The organism is Rhodococcus sp. NPDC003348 (assembly GCF_053589375.1).
The window spans coordinates 57,670-73,218 of record NZ_JBSFRT010000007.1 but is presented as its reverse complement, the minus strand read 5'-3'; the positions used below and the strand labels follow the sequence as shown (position 1 = coordinate 73,218).

The 15,549-nt window shown below is 68.4% G+C and carries 15 protein-coding genes; 7 read left to right on the top strand and 8 right to left on the bottom strand.

All coding sequences use genetic code 11. The annotated features are described in order from the left end of the window. The first annotated feature begins 91 nt into the window (after positions 1–91). A complete protein-coding gene (locus ACWDU4_RS06850; RefSeq protein WP_450113117.1) occupies positions 92–1,492 on the top strand; it encodes an FAD-binding oxidoreductase in 1,401 nt (466 codons plus the stop codon). Between the two features lie 21 nt (positions 1,493–1,513). Here ACWDU4_RS06850 and ACWDU4_RS06845 read toward each other — a convergent pair whose 3' ends face one another. After that, positions 1,514–2,107, bottom strand: coding sequence for a helix-turn-helix domain-containing protein (locus tag ACWDU4_RS06845; RefSeq protein ID WP_450113116.1), 594 nt, complete (start codon positions 2,105–2,107; stop codon positions 1,514–1,516). 139 nt (positions 2,108–2,246) lie between these two features. On the opposite strand from ACWDU4_RS06845, the gene ACWDU4_RS06840 reads away from it, so the two are divergent. Then, the gene (locus tag ACWDU4_RS06840) at positions 2,247–3,398 is read left to right on the top strand and encodes a lipase family protein (protein ID WP_450113115.1); all 1,152 of its coding nucleotides are present in this window, start codon (positions 2,247–2,249) and stop codon (positions 3,396–3,398) included. Between the two features lie 69 nt (positions 3,399–3,467). On the opposite strand, the gene ACWDU4_RS06835 is transcribed toward ACWDU4_RS06840, so the two are convergent. The 4 genes from ACWDU4_RS06835 to ACWDU4_RS06820 form a co-directional block, all read right to left on the bottom strand. After that, a complete protein-coding gene (locus ACWDU4_RS06835; RefSeq protein ID WP_450113114.1) occupies positions 3,468–4,322 on the bottom strand; it encodes an IS3 family transposase in 855 nt (284 codons plus the stop codon). Beyond that, on the bottom strand, positions 4,319–4,807 hold the full coding sequence (locus ACWDU4_RS06830; protein WP_450113113.1) for a helix-turn-helix domain-containing protein: 489 nt from the start codon (positions 4,805–4,807) through the stop codon (positions 4,319–4,321). The genes ACWDU4_RS06835 and ACWDU4_RS06830 overlap by 4 nt, the downstream gene beginning before the upstream one ends. A 102-nt stretch (positions 4,808–4,909) precedes the next feature. Beyond that, entirely contained in the window at positions 4,910–5,653 is a 744-nt protein-coding gene (locus ACWDU4_RS06825; RefSeq protein ID WP_450113112.1) for an SDR family NAD(P)-dependent oxidoreductase, read from the bottom strand. A gap of 42 nt (positions 5,654–5,695) precedes the next feature. Then, positions 5,696–6,619 (bottom strand): 3-oxoacyl-ACP reductase, encoded by a 924-nt coding sequence (locus tag ACWDU4_RS06820; protein WP_450113111.1) that lies wholly within the window; start codon positions 6,617–6,619, stop codon positions 5,696–5,698. A 196-nt stretch (positions 6,620–6,815) separates the two neighbouring features. Between ACWDU4_RS06820 and ACWDU4_RS06815 the strand changes: the two genes are divergently transcribed. Then, positions 6,816–8,423, top strand: a complete 1,608-nt coding sequence (locus tag ACWDU4_RS06815; RefSeq protein ID WP_450113110.1) for an acyl-CoA synthetase — start codon at positions 6,816–6,818, stop codon at positions 8,421–8,423. Between the two features lie 90 nt (positions 8,424–8,513). On the opposite strand, the gene ACWDU4_RS06810 is transcribed toward ACWDU4_RS06815, so the two are convergent. Both ACWDU4_RS06810 and ACWDU4_RS06805 read right to left on the bottom strand, forming a co-directional pair. Further along, positions 8,514–8,996, bottom strand: coding sequence for a nuclear transport factor 2 family protein (locus ACWDU4_RS06810; protein ID WP_450113109.1), 483 nt, complete (start codon positions 8,994–8,996; stop codon positions 8,514–8,516). Positions 8,997–9,035: 39 nt separating this feature from the next. Then, on the bottom strand, positions 9,036–9,905 hold the full coding sequence (locus ACWDU4_RS06805; protein ID WP_450113108.1) for an LLM class F420-dependent oxidoreductase: 870 nt from the start codon (positions 9,903–9,905) through the stop codon (positions 9,036–9,038). A gap of 207 nt (positions 9,906–10,112) precedes the next feature. Here ACWDU4_RS06805 and ACWDU4_RS06800 point away from each other — a divergent pair, with 207 nt between their 5' ends. Next, positions 10,113–11,006, top strand: a complete 894-nt coding sequence (locus ACWDU4_RS06800) for an IclR family transcriptional regulator (RefSeq protein ID WP_450113107.1) — start codon at positions 10,113–10,115, stop codon at positions 11,004–11,006. Between the two features lie 67 nt (positions 11,007–11,073). On the opposite strand, the gene ACWDU4_RS06795 is transcribed toward ACWDU4_RS06800, so the two are convergent. Beyond that, positions 11,074–11,574: a hypothetical protein gene (locus tag ACWDU4_RS06795; protein ID WP_450113106.1), complete on the bottom strand. Its 501-nt coding sequence runs from the start codon at positions 11,572–11,574 to the stop codon at positions 11,074–11,076. 153 nt (positions 11,575–11,727) lie between these two features. On the opposite strand from ACWDU4_RS06795, the gene ACWDU4_RS06790 reads away from it, so the two are divergent. From ACWDU4_RS06790 to ACWDU4_RS06780, 3 genes are all read left to right on the top strand, one after another. Next, positions 11,728–12,597 carry an alpha/beta fold hydrolase gene (locus ACWDU4_RS06790; RefSeq protein ID WP_450113105.1) on the top strand — a complete coding sequence of 290 codons (870 nt, stop codon included), beginning with the start codon at positions 11,728–11,730 and terminating at the stop codon, positions 12,595–12,597. Between the two features lie 2 nt (positions 12,598–12,599). Beyond that, positions 12,600–14,297, top strand: coding sequence for an FAD-binding protein (locus ACWDU4_RS06785; protein WP_450113104.1), 1,698 nt, complete (start codon positions 12,600–12,602; stop codon positions 14,295–14,297). 65 nt (positions 14,298–14,362) lie between these two features. Then, positions 14,363–15,535, top strand: coding sequence for a hydroxylase (locus tag ACWDU4_RS06780; protein WP_450113103.1), 1,173 nt, complete (start codon positions 14,363–14,365; stop codon positions 15,533–15,535). Positions 15,536–15,549: the final 14 nt, after the last annotated feature.

The window sequence follows — 15,549 nt, the reverse complement described above, 5'->3', positions numbered from 1 at the left end:
GAACCGTATGGAGACATCATCCACCATTCTGCGTGGGCCACGGAGATTCGGTCCATCGATTCGGCTTCGTCACCGGACTAGCGTCGAGAGCATGACTGTCGACGCCACCTCGATCCGCATCACCGAGCTCGCGGACGAGTTGACGTCCGCGATTCCCGCCGACCGGGTCGCCACGGACCCCGATGTGATCGAGCCGTACCTGCACGACGAGGCCGAGTGGGCGCCGTACGGCACCCCGCTGCTCGTGGTCCGGCCGCGCACCGCGCAGGAGGTGCAGGTCGTGGTTCGCGCCTGCATCGCGCGGAGTGTGCCGATCGTCAGCCGCGGCGCGGGCACCGGACTCTCCGGTGGGGCCAACGCGACCGACGGCTGCGTGATCATCTCCTTCGACAAGATGAACGCGGTCAAGGAGATCAACCCACTCGAACGGCTCGCCGTGGTCGAACCGGGCGTGGTCAACGACGACCTGCGCGCCGCGTGCGCGAAGGAGGGGCTCTGGTACCCGCCGGACCCGTCCAGCGCCGCGTGGTCGACGATCGGCGGCAACGTGTCCACCAACGCCGGTGGCCTGTGCTGCGTCAAGTACGGCGTCACCCGCGACTACGTGCTCGGCATGCAGGTCGTCACCGGAACCGGTGAGCTGGTTCGGCTCGGGCGGCGCACCGCGAAGGGGGTCGCAGGCTACGACCTCGCCGGCCTGATGGTCGGCGCGGAGGGCACCCTCGGCGTGATCACCGAGATCACCGTCAAACTGCGCCCCCTGCAGGAACCGCAGCGCACCATAGTCGGCTACTTCGACTCCACCGTTGACGCCGGACGCGCGGTGCGGGCGGTCGCCGAGGACGGGTTGACCCCGTCCGCGCTGGAGCTGATCGACCGGCAGTGCCTCGTCGCCGTCGACGCCTGGAAGAACATGGGTCTGTCCGCGGACGCGAACGTGCTGCTACTCGGGAGGATCGACACGCCCGGCGCCGTCGGGGACGCAGAGGCCGAGCGGATGCTCGCCTGTTTCGATCGTGCCGGTGCGACGTGGAGCGCGCAGTCCACCAACCAGCAGGAGGCGGACGCGCTGTTCCTCGCCCGCAGGCTCGCGTATCCGGCTATGGAGCGTCTCGGTCCCGTGCTCACCGAGGACATCTGTGTCCCGAAAGCCGTTGTGCCGGAGATGCTCGAACGCATCGAGGAGATCGGGCGGCGGCACGAGACGACGATCGCGTCCATCGCGCACGCCGGGGACGGGAACCTGCATCCGCTGCTGATCACCCCCCGCGACGACGACGCCGCCCGGATTCGCGCCCAGGCCGCCTTCGCCGAGATCATCGACGCGGCAATCGAATACGGTGGCACCGTCACCGGTGAGCACGGTATCGGCCTGCTCAAGATGGACGGTCTGGCGCAGGAACTCGATCCCTTCGTGATGGACATGCACCACGCGGTCAAGCTGGCCCTCGATCCGCACGGAATCATGAACCCGGGCAAGGTCATCCGGTAGGCGGCTACGCCGGACAGGCGCCTACGGCGCCTGGAGCAGTGCGAGGGTCGTGCTGATCAGTTCGTGCTCGAGATAGGTCAGGGCCTGTGCGCTCTCGCCCTCGCGCTCCCAGGCGGCCAGCGCGGCGATGACGTACCGCGCCATCAGCGCCACCCGCCGGGTGCGGGCCGGGTACTCGAGGTGGGTCAGCGTGTCGGCGATGTCGATGAACAGGTTGTGCACCACCGTCATCGCCTCGGCGCGCGGCTGTCGTGCCACGGCCGCGTCGTCGAGGGTGAAGATGTCCAGGGCGATCGTGGCGAGCCACTGCTCGTTGAACCGGGCCCAGTAGCTCGGCTGGTGGCGGCCGAGTTCGGCGACCAACGGCCGCACGTACGCCTCGACCATCGTCGGCAGGTCGTAGTCGCCGCGGTCGACCGCGCCGGCGATGATCACCGCGCGATCGATGCTCACCGGTTCGGTGTGGCGCTGCCAGACGGCTTCGAGCAGTCCCTGCCACGACCCGAAGTGATAGCTGACGGCCGAGTTGTTCTTGTGTCCGGCGGCCTTGACGACCTCGGCGACGCGGACTCCGTGCAGGCCACGCTCGGCGACGAGCCGCTCGGCGGCGTCCACGAGCGAGTCCCTACCCCTTGACGGCTGCGCTTTCGGCACGGTACTAAGAAACCCTTCTTAAACGTTTGCGAGGCGTCGGCCTCGTTGCAATCTTTCCGGAGGCATCATGCGCCAGGCTCGACCCACTGTTCCGTTCCGCATGATAGGGGGACTGGCAGTCGCCGCGGTGGTCCTGAGTGGCTGCTCGTCGAGCGACACCGACGATTCCCCGGCCGCCCCGAAGCCCGGCGACCTGCTCTCCACGGCGCCGCTCACCAACGCCGCCGCGCTGCCCAGTGCCGCCCGAAACGAACTGGTCACCTACGCGTCGGAGAACGGCGACGGCAAGCCGATCGTCGTCTCCGGGACGATCGCGATCCCGTCCGGCACCGCCCCCGAGGGCGGCTGGCCGGTGGTCAGCTGGGCGCACGGCACGACCGGTATCGCGGACACCTGTGCTCCCTCGGGCGACACCGTCGACGGTGCCGCGCACGACTACGTCTCGCGCACCGCGCCCTCGCTGGACCGGTGGCTGCAGCAGGGCTACGCGGTGGTCCGCACCGACTACGAGGGCATGGGCACCCCCGGCGACCACACCTACCTGAACGCGCAGTCCGAGGTGAACGCGATGACCGACCTCGTGCTGGCCGCCCGCCATCTCGACGATTCGGTCGGGGACAAGTGGATTGCGGTGGGGCACAGTCAGGGTGGTGCCGCCGCGGTGAGCGCGTCGGATCTGGGCACGCAGCGGGCGCCGGAGCTCGACCTGGTCGGCGCGGTCTCGCTGGCCCCCGGCAGCGGACTGAGTCAGACCCCGCAGTACATCAAGGGCGGCAACCAGGCCGTGGCACCCATCCTCGCGTTCCTGCCGATCACCCTGCTCGGCGCGGCGGCCGCGGACCCGGCCGTGGTGCCCGACGAGATCGTCACGCCCGCAGCCGAACCGCTGCTGAAGGCGGCGCGGACCGGCTGCATGGCCGACGTGCGGGCCGCGATCGGTGACATCCAGGTCAACTCGGTGATCCGGCCGGACGCCGATCTGGGTCCGTGGACCGACTACCTGAAGAAGCAGGAACCGGAGAACGCAACGCCGGCGGTGCCGCTGCTGGTGCTGCAGGGCACGGCGGACGTCCTCGTGGCGGCGCCGCAGACGGACGGGCTCGTGAAGACGCTGTGCGGCAAGGGCGCTCCGGTCCAGTACAAGAAGTACGAGGGCGCCGACCACCGCGCCGTCATGGATGCCTCCTTCGACGACGCCGAAGCCTTCGCCTCGGCGGTACTTGCGGGCGACGAGGTCCAGCCGAGCTGCTGATTCTCGACGACGAAAACGGGCCCCTGCGTGTGAACTGGTCCCCGATTGTTGGACTGGCTAATCGGAAGCCTAGGCGGTGAGGGCCTGAGCCCGGTATTGAACCGGGCTCAGGCCCTCGAGCTTTGTCGAGATACGGTCGGTGTTGTACCAGTGGATGTACTCGTGCAACGCGGCCGTGAGTGCATCGACGGTCAGGTACCGGACGTGGTGGAACAGTTCCTCTTTGAGATGGCCGAAGAAGTTCTCGATCACGGCGTTGTCGTAGCAGTTTCCCTTGCGGGACATCGACTGGGTCGCACCGGCGTCGGCGAGCAGGCTCCTCCAGGACAGGTGCTGGTACTGGAATCCCTGGTCCGAGTGCACCGTGGGTGTCCTTCCCTCGCTGAGGGTGGCAATCGCATCACGCAGGGAACTGTTGGTCAGCTGCAGGTTCGGCGACGTGCCGACCGAGTAGGCGATGATCTGTCGATCGAACAAGTCCATCACCGGCGACAAGTACAGCTTCTTGTCACCGATACGGAACTCGCTCACGTCGGTGACCCACTTCTGATTCGGTGCGTCGGCTTCGAAGTCGCGCTCCAAGAGGTTCGGAGCGATCATCCCGACTTCCCCCTGATACGAGTTGTATCTTCGCCTCCGGCGCACCCGGCAGAGCAATCCGAGCGCACGCATCAGCTTCAGCACGGTCTTCTTCGCCACCTTCCACCCGGCGTTGACCAACACACGGTGGACACGGCGATGCCCGTAACGTCGGTGGTTGTCTTCGAACACCTCGGTGATCGCGGTCTTCAGTTCCGCGTCCGGATCCGGTTCCCGCAGCCGGGCCTGGTGATAGAAGAACGTCGACCGTGCAAGCCCGGCAACGTCGAGCAACACGTCCAGGCGGTACTGTGCCTTGAGGGAGATGACAGCGCGGACCCTCACCGTCGTTCCTGCACCCTCAAGGCACGCAATTTTCCCAGGTACGCAACCTGGGCCCGCAACCGTTCGTTCTCCGCCCGCAGCCGCTCCAGCTCACTGCGCTCGGTCGGCTCGGAGTCGATGGACTTCGGTGGACGTCCCGACCGCTTCGGGCGTAACCCGTCCTCGCCCTCGTTGCGATACTTCCGCGCCCACGATTCGATCAGCTTCGGTGTCGACAGGTCGAACTCGCGGGCAAGCTCGACTTTCGTCTCGCCGGCAAGGAAACGCTGCACCACAACGAGTTTGAACTCGAACGAGAACGACCGCTTGTCCGGTTTGGCCACCAACGCTCCCATGCCTCGAACCCGCCACCGGTCATAGAGACCTTCGATGGCCGAACCGCTGACACCCAACTGAGTCGTGACCGCGCGATAGCCCCAACCGGCCTCGAACAACGCTACCGCCTCGGCCCGCTGATCCTCAGAAAGCGAACTTCGCACATGCATAGAACTGCTCCCCGTAAGTCGGAACTGAATTTCTCAGTCCAACTTCCGGGGAGCAGTTCAGTGAGCAGGGGCCCGTTTTCGTCCGGATCGGCGCGGCCGCGCTCAGCGCAGCTTGATGCTGCCGCCGTCGACCATCAGGGTCTGGCCGGTCATGTAGCTCGCGTCCGCGCTGGCGAGGAACACCGCGACCCGGCCGATGTCGGACTCGGGGTCACCGAACCGGTGCAGCGGGGTCTTCGCCAGCAGCACCTCCTCGACGCCGGGGTTGGCCTCGATGTACGCCTTGACACCCTCGGTCGCCGCCAGCGGCGAGATGATGTTGACGTTGACGTTGTCGACCGCCCACTCGTTGGCGGCGACCCGGCTGATCGCTCGGATGGCCTCCTTCGCGGCGGCGTACGACCCCTGGGTCACCTGGCCCTCGATGCCGGCACCGGACGCGAAGTTGATCACCGATCCCTGGTTCGCGGCCAGCTGGGCGTGCGCGGCCTTCATCAGCCAGAACGTCGGGTAGAACCCGGTCCCGAACGACAGGTCGAGCATCTCCTGGGTGGTCTCGAGCAGCGGCGCCTGCCGGGACGCGTGCGCGTTGTTGACCAGGACGTCGACCTTGCCGAACGCCTCGATCGCGGCCGCGACGATCGCGGCCGCGTTCTCCTCCTTGGAGATGTCGGCGTTCAGGAACTTCCCGGCCCCGCCGAGTTCGTTCTCCAGTGCCGCGCCGGCGTCGTCGTTGATGTCGACGAACAGGACCTTCGCGCCCTCCTTGGTGAACGCCCGGACGATGCCACGACCGATGCCGCCGGCACCGCCCGTGACGATCGCGACCTTGTCCGCAAGCCTCATGTCACGCTCCTTCGAAGTCGAGCCGAGATTGACTGGGGTTGATCAGTCGACGGCCAGCGCGGGCTTCTCCAGCTCCGCGACGCTGTACGCAGAGTACGTGTCGTACTTCCCGCGACCGGTGAAGTAGGACGAGAGCTGCTGATCGAGCTCCTCGACGGTGAACGCGGAACCGGCTGCGTCGAAACGGTTCTCCACCTTCGGCGAATCCATCAGCGCGACCATCTTGCCGTACACGACGAACACCTGACCGGTGATCTCGTGGGAGGCGGGGGAGGCCAGGTAGGCGACCAGGGTGCCGACGCGCTCGGGCGCGAGCGGGTCGAGCCCGGTGGCGGCGGCGTCGGCGTCACCGAATGCCTCGGCGGTCATCGCGGTCCGCGCGCGCGGGCAGATCGCATTGGCGGTGACGCCGTAGCGGGCCAGGCCCTGGGAGGTGGACAGGGTCAGCGCGGTGATGCCGGCCTTGGCGGCGGAGTAGTTCGGCTGTCCGGCGGAGCCGAACAGGAACGCCTCGGAGGAGGTGTTGACGACGCGGCCGTAAACGGGGGCGCCGGACTCCTTGCTCAGGTTCCGCCAGTACTGGGCGGCGGCGACCGAGGTGGCGGCGTGGCCCTTGAGGTGGACGCGGAGGACGTCGTCCCAGTCCGACTCGGTCAGGTTGAAGATCATCTTGTCGCGCAGGATGCCGGCGTTGTTGACCAGGATGTCGAAGGAGCCGAAGTTCTTGACGGCCTCCTCGATCATGCGGCCGCCGAGCGACCAGTCGGAGACGTCGCCGGTGACGGCGATCGCCTGGCCACCCGCCGCGCGGATCTCCTCGGCAACCGCGTGGGCGGCATCGCCCATGTCGTTGACGACGACGGCGGCGCCGGCCTCGGCGAGCGCGAGGGCCTCGGCGCGGCCCAGGCCCGCCCCGGCGCCCGTGACGATGGCGGAGCGGCCGGCCAAGCTGACAGATTCACCCATGGAATGTCTCCCGTGTTCGGTTGCCGCGGTTCGTCCGACGGCCCATGAACCGAAAACTAGTATTCATTCTAGTTCCTTGCAAGGGCGCATCCCACTACGGCGGCAGTCCCGTTGTTCGGGAGTGACGCGCGCCACTCGCTCCCGTTTCGTGGGACCGTGTGCGACGCCGATCACACCCGCGTCAGAAGGACTCTGGATGTCGCTCAACCTTGCAGATCTGTTCGAAGCCGCCGCGGACGCCGTTCCGGACCGCGCCGCCATCGTGTGCGGGGATGTCCGCCTCACCTACGGCGAGCTCGACGCCGGTGCCAACCGGCTCGCCCACCACCTGACCGGCGCGGGTGTCGGACCCGGTGACCACGTCGGCATGTACATGCGCAACAGCACCGAGTTCGTCGAGGCGCTGCTCGCGTGCCTGAAGATCCGGGCCGTGCCGGTGAACATCAACTACCGCTACGTCGACGCCGAACTGACCTACCTGTTCGGCAATGCCGAACTCGTCGCGGTGGTCGCCGACGGCGAGTTCGCGGCCACCACCGCCGCGGTGCTGCCGCACACCCCGACCGTGCGGCACGTGGTGACCGTCGGTCCGGTCGCCTCCGCGGACCTGGACTGGGGGAGCGTCACCGCCGTCGACTTCCACGTGGCCGTCGCCGCGCAGCCCGCCGACCGCGGCTTCCCCGAGCGCAGCAACGACGACCTGTTCATCATCTACACCGGCGGCACCACCGGTATGCCGAAGGGCGTGATGTGGCGGCAGGAGGACTTCTTCCACGCCGCGCTCACCGGCGGCAACCCGTTCGGTGAGCCGTACAGCGGTGCGGAGGCGGTGGCCGCCGCGGTCCCGCACATCCCGGAGATGACCTGGATGCTGACCGCGCCGCTGATCCACGGCGCGGCGCTGTACTCGCTGTTCACCGCCTTCTGCATCGGGACGACCCATGTGCTGATGCCGAAGTTCGACGCGATCGAGGCCCTCGCACTGATCGAACGCGAGCGCGTGATGACGCTGACCGTGGTCGGTGACGCCATGGCCCGCCCGCTCGCCGACGCCATCGCCGAGCACGGCGCCGAGTACGACCTCGGCTCGCTGATGGTCGTCGGGTCCGGCGGCGCACTGTTCTCGAAGGGCGTGCGCGACCAGCTCGTCTCGCATCTGCCCAACCTGACCGTCCGGGACGGGTTCGGGGCGTCCGAGTCCGGCGTCGACGGGAACCTCGAGATCGGCGCGGACGGCCTGATGCGGATCGCCGCCAAGCCGACCGTGCGGGTCGTCGACGAGCGGATGCGTCCGATCGAACCGGGTTCCGGCGAGGTCGGTTACATCGCCCGGTCCGGCAACGTGCCGCTCGGCTACTGGGGTGACGCGGAGAAGACGGCCGCGACGTTCCCCGTCGTCGACGGGGTGCGGATGTCGATCCTCGGCGACATGGGCCGGGTCGAGCCGGACGGCGCCATCGTGCTCCTCGGCCGCGGGTCGATGTGCATCAACACCGGCGGGGAGAAGGTGTACCCGGAAGAGGTGGAGATGGCCATCAAGAGCCATCCGGCCGTGATGGACGCCCTGGTCGCCGGCGTCGACGACGAGCGGTACGGGCAGCGGGTCGGCGCGGTCGTGCAGCCCCGCGACGGCCACGAGGTGCCCGACCTCGACGAGCTGATCGACCACGTCACCACCCAGGTCGCCCGCTACAAGGCGCCCCGGATGGTCGTCGGGGTCGACACGATCGTCCGCTCTCCCGCGGGCAAGGCCGACTACCGCTGGGCCAAGGCGACCCTGCAGGAGCAGGCCACCCGCGCCTGATCCTCCACGCCCCCACGAAAAAGCTGAAGGTCACCTTCATGCATGCGCGTGAAGCGCACGAAGGTGACCTTCAGCCGGAAATGGGGGCGTTCAGACGCCGGAGGAGAGGATGCCGCGGCCCTCGTCACCGCCGTTGAGCACCCGGCCCACCCGGCGGGTGACCTTCCACTCGCCGTCGATGCGGGAGAGCTCCCACCGGTTCGCGGTGATCCGCGCGACCCCGTACGCACCGGTCTCGGTGTCGCGCAGCACCAGCTGCGAGTGGCAGGTCGCGACCGCGGTGTCGCCGTCCAGCTTGATGTGCGGCGGGTAGAGCAGGTGACCGCTGCCGCCGTGGATGTAGGACTGGTGGTTGCGGGAGTGGACCATCGCCTCGATCTCACCGCGGCCGTGCATGGCGCCGGTGTCGACGTCGTACAGGCCGTCCTCGGTCCACAGGCCGGAGACCTTCTCCGCCTGGCCGCTGTCGACGGCCGGGCCGTACGAGCTGATGAGGTTCATGATCGCCAGCTTGTCCTCGAGCAGCTGGACGCGGTCGGCGAGCCGTGCGACGAGTTCGGCGGTGTCGGTCATCTGTGGGGCCTCTCTGTTGTCGATCGGTACTGCGGTGGATCAGTCGAATTCGATGCCGAGGGGGCGGGCCAGCTCGGCCAGTGTCGCGAGCTGATCGCAGTAGTGGTCGACGCCGGTCGCGTCGATCGTGACGCCGGCGATCGTGGCGCCGGCATCCCGCAGTCGGGTCAGGGCGCGCGCCGCGCCCTCGGGGGCGCCAGCCGGGTCCAGCGGTCGGCCGGCGGCGAGCACGATCTCCATGCCCTCTGGGGCGGGGGTCTTGGCGAGCATTGCGGTCAGGTCGTCCAGGCGCAGACCGAACGGCACCCAGCCGTCGCCCAGTTCGATCGCGCGGCGCAGCGACCGCGGCGTGCGGCCACCGATCCACAGCGGCATCCGGTCCTGGACCGCGTGCGGTTCCACGACCATCTCGGCGAAGTCGTAGAACTCGCCGTGGTACTCGGGGGTCGGACGGCCCAGCGCGGCCCGCAGTGCGCGCAGTGCGTCGTCGGCGCGGGCGCCGCGGCCTTCGAACGGCGCGCCGAGCAGGTCGAACTCCTCGCGCAGGCTGCCGACTCCGAGGCCGAGGGTGACGCGGCCGCCGCTGATCCGGTCGAGGGTGCCGTACCGCTTGGCGATCTCGAGGGGGTGGTGATAGCCGAGGACCAGGACCTGGGTGAGCAGCCTGATCCGGGAGGAGTGGGCTGCGAGGAACCCGAGGGTGGCGAGGGGATCCCAGTAGGTGCCGCCGCGCTCGGCGGCGATCTCGACCGGGACCGCGACATGCTCGCTGCACGTCACGTGGTGATACCCGAGCCGGTCCGCGGCGGCCGTTATGGTGGCGACGTCGCCGATGCCCGCACCGATTTCCCAGTCCGCGCGGGTGGCGGGGTGCTGGATGAGCACCGGGGTGACGATCCCGATTCGCATGACCTTCTCGCTCCCGTCTGTCGGGGGACTTCGGGTCCCGCGACCGGTTTCTACATCACCCGGGGTGTGCGTGCGGGGACCCTCTCGGTCACCGGGACCGGTGATTGGAGTGGGGTGTTCCACATCACTGTCCGGTTTTGCTACAGTTTCAGAATTGATTTCAGTTTTGGATCGGATGGTCGATCCACCGGACCTTCAGGAGTCGTCATGACGGTCGTCACCGAAGCGCCAAGCCGCAAGACCCCCCAGGGCGGTCGCGAGGTTCCGCCCTCGATGGTCGAACGCATGACGTTGATCCTCGATGCGTTCGACGGCCGCGCCGCCCGGCTCACGCTCGAGGAGGTCGCCTGCCGCTCGCAGCTGCCGCGCTCGACCGTCCACCGCATCCTCGACTCGCTGGTCAAGCTCAACTGGGTCGAGCACGCCTCCTTCGGCTACCGGCTCGGCCGCCGGGCACTCGGCACCGGCGGGGACGGCGGGCACGCCGAGATCCGTGAGGCGGCCGCACCCCTGCTGCACGAACTGCACCTGCAGACCGGCATGGTCGTGCACCTGTCCTTCCTCGACGGCCACGAGATGGTCTACCTCGACAAGGTCGGCGGGCGCATGGCGAGCGCGATCCCGTCCCGTGTCGGCGGTAGGGTGCCCGCGCACTCCACCGCCGCGGGCAAGGCGTTCCTCGCCTGGCTCGACCCCGAGCGGGTGGACGCCGTGTGCACCGGCCGGCTCGCCCGGGCCACCGCGAACACGATCACCAACCTCGGCACCCTTCACCTGGAACTGAACCGGATCCGGCAGCGTCGCGGGCTGGCGTTCGAGCGCGAGGAATCGGCCCGGGGAGTCGCGTGCGTGGGCGCCGCCATCCGCGGTCCCGAGGGGCCGGTCGCGGCGCTGTCGCTCAGCGGTGACGTGCGCACCGCCTCCCTCGAGCGGGTTGCGCCGCTGGTCGTCGACGCGGCACGGGAGATCGGCCGCACCCTGTACCCGGAACTCGGAGCCACCCGTCGTGCCGTGCAGCCGGCGGTTCCGGTCCCGGCGGACACCTGGTCGCCGGAGGCGCGGACCCGGGTGCTCGGTGGCCGCGCGGGCGGCTGGATCTAGGACGGACGGAACTCGGGCCCGGTCACGAGTGGCGTGACCGGGCCCGAGTGCTGAAAGCCGGTGGGCGTCAGCGGTTGTCTTTCGCCGCCTGACGACGGTCGCCGGCGGCGATGGTGGAGGCCTCGTACTTCATCCGGCCCGGGGACTGCCGCGTCTGGTCGACGCGCTGGACCCCGGCGGAGGACACCTTCCCGGTGTCGGTGTCGACGCCACCGAACGACGGCGCCTCCTTGCGGGCCCGCGCCAGCCGCTCCTGCTTGAGCTCGAGTGCGGTCTGCTCGGCCACGACCGCCAGCCGCCGACTGACCCGGGCCAGGGCGTCCTCGAAGAGTTCGGCCTTGCGGGCGTTGATCTTGTTGGCCCTCTTGCCTGCGCCGCGTCCGCCCTTCTCCACGACCTTCTTCGCGCCCGCGCGGCGGTACTTTCCGACGTACTTGTTGCGGGCCTTGCGGATCCGGCTGTGCAGGACGATCAGGTCGTCCTCGTCGAGGTCGGCCATCTCGGTCTTCTTGGTCTCACGAATCAGCAGGAATTCTGCTTCGTCCAGGGACTTCAGTGCTTTCGCCATGTCTACTCCCGTTCCGGGTCGTGGTGTGGGTCATGCTAGTCCCGGGTGGCAGGTCGTGAGGGCCATCGCCACGCCGGTCGGGCGGCGCCCGACAATCTCGCTGATCGGGAAAGTCACTCCCAGCGGGATGCCTGACCTGGCACCGTCGGGTCCATGACGAGCGAACTGACCTACGAGGGCACCAAGCGGGAGGTCGCCACCGACCTCGGCGTGCTCCGATACCACGAAGCCGGTGACGGCCCGCCGTTGCTGCTCCTGCACGGTTCCGGCCCCGGCGTCACCGGCTGGCGCAACTACCGCGGCGTCCTCGGCGATTTCGCCGAGCACTTCCGCTGCCTCGTTCTCGAGTTCCCCGGCTTCGGCGTCAGTGACCCGGGCGACGGGCACCCGATGGTGATGGCCGGCGCGTCCGTGGGGACGTTCCTCGACGCGCTCGGCATCGACGAGCCGGTGCACATGATCGGCAACTCGATGGGCGGCATCGTCGCCACCAACGTCGCCATCAACGCGCCGCAGCGGGTGAACAAGCTGGTCACCATCGGTGGCATCGGCAAGAACGTCTTCGCCCCCGGGCCCGGTGAGGGCATCAAGTTGCTGATGGAGTTCACCGACAACCCGACCCGTGAGGGCCTGATCCGGTGGCTGCACTCGATGGTCTACGACCCGGCCGTGGTCACCGAGCAGCTGATCGAGGAGCGTTGGGCGCTGGCCACCGAGCCGCTCACCCTCGAGATCGCCGCCCGGATGTACAGCAGCAAGGCGTTCGCCGCCAATGCCGCCGCCGCGAAGGCCTCCGGCGCCACCCCGTACTGGGCGCAGCTGCACAAGGTGCAGGCCCAGACGATGCTCACCTGGGGTCGCGACGACCGGGTCAGCCCCGTCGACATGGCGATGCTGCCGATGCGCGACATCCCGAACGCCGAACTGCACGTGTTCCCGAACTGCGGGCACTGGACGATGATCGAGGCCAAGGAGGCCTGGACTTCCGCGGTGCTCGCCTTCCTGACCCGCAAGGACAGCTGAGAATGACCACCGACCAGAACTGGGACACCACCGTCGACTTCCTGATCGTCGGCAGCGGCGGCGGCGGCATGTCCGCCGGCGTCACCGCCGCCGAGCTGGGCCTGAACACCCTGATCATCGAGAAGGGCAAGAAGTTCGGCGGCTCCACCGCCATCTCCGGCGGCGGCATCTGGATCCCCAACGCCCCCACCCTCACCCGCAAGGGGCAGGTCGACGACCCCAACGAGATCAAGGGTTACCTGCGCACTCTGACCAAGGGCTCCGGTGTCTCCGACGCCCGGATCGACGCCTACGTCGACAACGGCCCGAAGCTGATGGAGCTGCTGGACCGCAACAAGAACATGAAGCTGTACTGGGTGAAGGGCTACTCCGACTACCACCCGGAGGAGAAGGGCGGCAGCGCCCTCGGCCGCACCATCGAGTGCCTGCCGTTCGACACCCGGAAGCTGAAGGAGGACGAGCAGTTCCAGCGTCCCAACAGCATGAAGGGCCCGCTCGGCCTGTGGGTGACGTCGAAGGACTACCACGACCTGGCGCTGGTCAAGCGCACCTGGGCCGGACGCCGCGCGTCGCTCGTCGCCGCGTGGCGCGTCGCGTCGAACACGGTGCGCCGCAGGCACATGTCCACCGGCGGCCGGGCCCTGGTCGCGCGGATGCGGATGGTGCTCAAGGACTACGGCGTCCCGCTGTGGCTGCGCACCGCGATGACCGAGCTGGTCACCGACGCCAACGGCACTGTGATCGGTGTGGTCGCCGAGCGTGAGGGCAAGACGGTCCGGATCCGCGCCACCCGTGGCGTGCTGCTCGCGACGGGCGGCTTCGACCACAACCAGGAGATGCGCGACAAGTACCTTCCGGAGCACGGCCGCGCGAACGCCAGCGCTGGTGCCCGGGAACTCAAGGGTGACGGCATCCTGGCGGGTCAGAAGCTCGGTGCCGCGGTCGACCTGATGGACGACGCCTGGTGGATGCCGTCGGTGTTCCACCCGATGGGCGCGGTGATCCCGCTGGTCTCCGAGCGGTGCATCCCGCCGTCGGTGATCGTCAACGCGCAGGGCGAGCGGTTCACCAACGAGTCGTCGCCGTACGTGAACTTCGTGCACGACCAGCTCGAGGGCGGTCACGTCCCGGCCTGGTTCGTCATGGACACCAAGGCGAAGAACCGCTACCCGTTCGCGCAGGTGCTGCCGAACATGCCGTTCCCGCAGGGCTTCTACGACTCCGGTGTCATCCACAAGGCCGACACGCTGCGTGAGCTCGCCGAGAAGATCGGGGTCCCGGCCGACAAGCTGCTCGCGACCATCGACCGGTTCAACGGCTTCGCCCGATCCGGCAAGGACGAGGACTTCGGCCGCGGCGACAGCGCCTACGACCGGTACTACGGCGACCCCACCATGAAGAACCCCAACATGGACGAGATCGTCAAGGGCCCGTTCTACGCGATCAAGTGCGAGGCCGGTGACCTCGGCACCAAGGGCGGTCTCGTCACCGACGAGAACAGCCGGGTGCTGCGCGGCGACGGCTCCGCCATCGCGGGCCTGTACGCGACCGGCAACACCACCGCATCGGTGATGGGCAACGAGTACGCGGGCGCGGGCGCCACCATCGGCCCGTCGATGGTGTTCGGCTACCTCGCCGCCAAGTACGCCGCCGCGAACACGCTCCCACTGAGCGAGAGCAGCGAAGCCGCGTCCGCCTGAGGCTGGGACGTTCAGACACAAGAGGCGGCCCCGCCGCCGGATCATCAGCAGAGATGAGGGAAGTCATGGGAGAGGTCCTGGACCGGATCATGCAGCACGCGGACGAGATCCGCGAAGGCGGCATCGAGGGCGAGAAGCTCATGCGTCTGTCGGACGGCAACGCCAAGCGGCTGCGTGACTCCGGCGTCATCCGCATGCTGCAGCCGAAGGAGTTCGGCGGCCTCCAGGCGCACCCGCGTGAGTTCGCAGAGACCGCGATGGGCATCGGTGCCATCGACGGCTCCACCGGCTGGGTCTCCGGCATCGTCGGCGTGCACCCGTGGGAGATGGCCTTCTTCGATCCCAAGGCCCAGCAGGAGGTGTGGGGCGAGAACGTCGACACCTGGATCGCGTCGCCCTACGCACCCATGGGTGTCGCGGTCCCGACCGACGGCGGCTACATCCTCAACGGCCGCTGGTCGTTCTCGACCGGTAACGACCACTGTGATTGGGTCATGATCGGCGCCGCCCTCGGCGACAAGGACGGTAAGCGCACCGGCAAGAACCTGCACGTGCTGGTTCCGAAGTCGGATTACACGGTCGACGACGACAGCTGGAACGTCGTGGGCCTGCGCGGCACCGGCTCGAAGGACTTCGTCGTCAAGGATGCGTTCCTGCCCGAGTACCGCACGATCGACGCCGACATCGTCCTGCAGGGCAACGGCGCCGCGCACGCCGGACGCGACGAGACGCTGTACAAGTTCCCGTTCTCGTGCATCTTCCCGCTCGGCATCTCCTCGTCGCTGATCGGTATGGCGGAGGGCGGTCTCGGGCTGTACATCGCCATGCAGAAGGAGCGGGTTGCGGTCACCGGCGTCCCGATCAAGGACGATCCGTACGTCATGTACGCCATCGGTCAGGCCGCGGACGAGATCAACGCGTCCCGTGTGGCGATCCTCGAGACCGTCGATCGCTTCTGGGACAAGACCGAGAAGGGGCAGGAGATCACCTTCGAAGAGCGTGCGATCGGTCGCCGCACCCAGACCAACGCCGCATGGCGCGCCGTGAGCGCCCTCGACGAGGTCTTCGCCCGCGCCGGTGGCGGTGCGATGAAGGTGACGCTGCCGCTGCAGCGTTTCTGGCGTGACGCACACGTCGGCCTGTCGCATGCGATCCACGTGCCCGGTTCGATCAACCACGCATCGGCCCTGACCCAGCTCGGCGGTGAGCCGCAGGGCATCCACCGCTCGATGATCTGATTCCGGAAGGATTG

What these genes read in the sequence shown, in the direction of transcription:
- ACWDU4_RS06800 (WP_450113107.1), top strand. Translation starts at nt 10,113, where the DNA reads ATGACGGTCGTCACCGAAGCGCCAAGCCGCAAGACCCCCCAGGGCGGT.
- ACWDU4_RS06780 (WP_450113103.1), top strand. Translation starts at nt 14,363, where the DNA reads ATGGGAGAGGTCCTGGACCGGATCATGCAGCACGCGGACGAGATCCGC.
- ACWDU4_RS06805 (WP_450113108.1), bottom strand. Translation starts at nt 9,905, where the DNA reads ATGCGAATCGGGATCGTCACCCCGGTGCTCATCCAGCACCCCGCCACC.
- ACWDU4_RS06825 (WP_450113112.1), bottom strand. Translation starts at nt 5,653, where the DNA reads ATGAGGCTTGCGGACAAGGTCGCGATCGTCACGGGCGGTGCCGGCGGC.
- ACWDU4_RS06810 (WP_450113109.1), bottom strand. Translation starts at nt 8,996, where the DNA reads ATGACCGACACCGCCGAACTCGTCGCACGGCTCGCCGACCGCGTCCAG.
- ACWDU4_RS06850 (WP_450113117.1), top strand. Translation starts at nt 92, where the DNA reads ATGACTGTCGACGCCACCTCGATCCGCATCACCGAGCTCGCGGACGAG.
- ACWDU4_RS06795 (WP_450113106.1), bottom strand. Translation starts at nt 11,574, where the DNA reads ATGGCGAAAGCACTGAAGTCCCTGGACGAAGCAGAATTCCTGCTGATT.
- ACWDU4_RS06830 (WP_450113113.1), bottom strand. Translation starts at nt 4,807, where the DNA reads ATGCATGTGCGAAGTTCGCTTTCTGAGGATCAGCGGGCCGAGGCGGTA.
- ACWDU4_RS06785 (WP_450113104.1), top strand. Translation starts at nt 12,600, where the DNA reads ATGACCACCGACCAGAACTGGGACACCACCGTCGACTTCCTGATCGTC.
- ACWDU4_RS06820 (WP_450113111.1), bottom strand. Translation starts at nt 6,619, where the DNA reads ATGGGTGAATCTGTCAGCTTGGCCGGCCGCTCCGCCATCGTCACGGGC.
- ACWDU4_RS06815 (WP_450113110.1), top strand. Translation starts at nt 6,816, where the DNA reads ATGTCGCTCAACCTTGCAGATCTGTTCGAAGCCGCCGCGGACGCCGTT.
- ACWDU4_RS06790 (WP_450113105.1), top strand. Translation starts at nt 11,728, where the DNA reads ATGACGAGCGAACTGACCTACGAGGGCACCAAGCGGGAGGTCGCCACC.
- ACWDU4_RS06840 (WP_450113115.1), top strand. Translation starts at nt 2,247, where the DNA reads ATGATAGGGGGACTGGCAGTCGCCGCGGTGGTCCTGAGTGGCTGCTCG.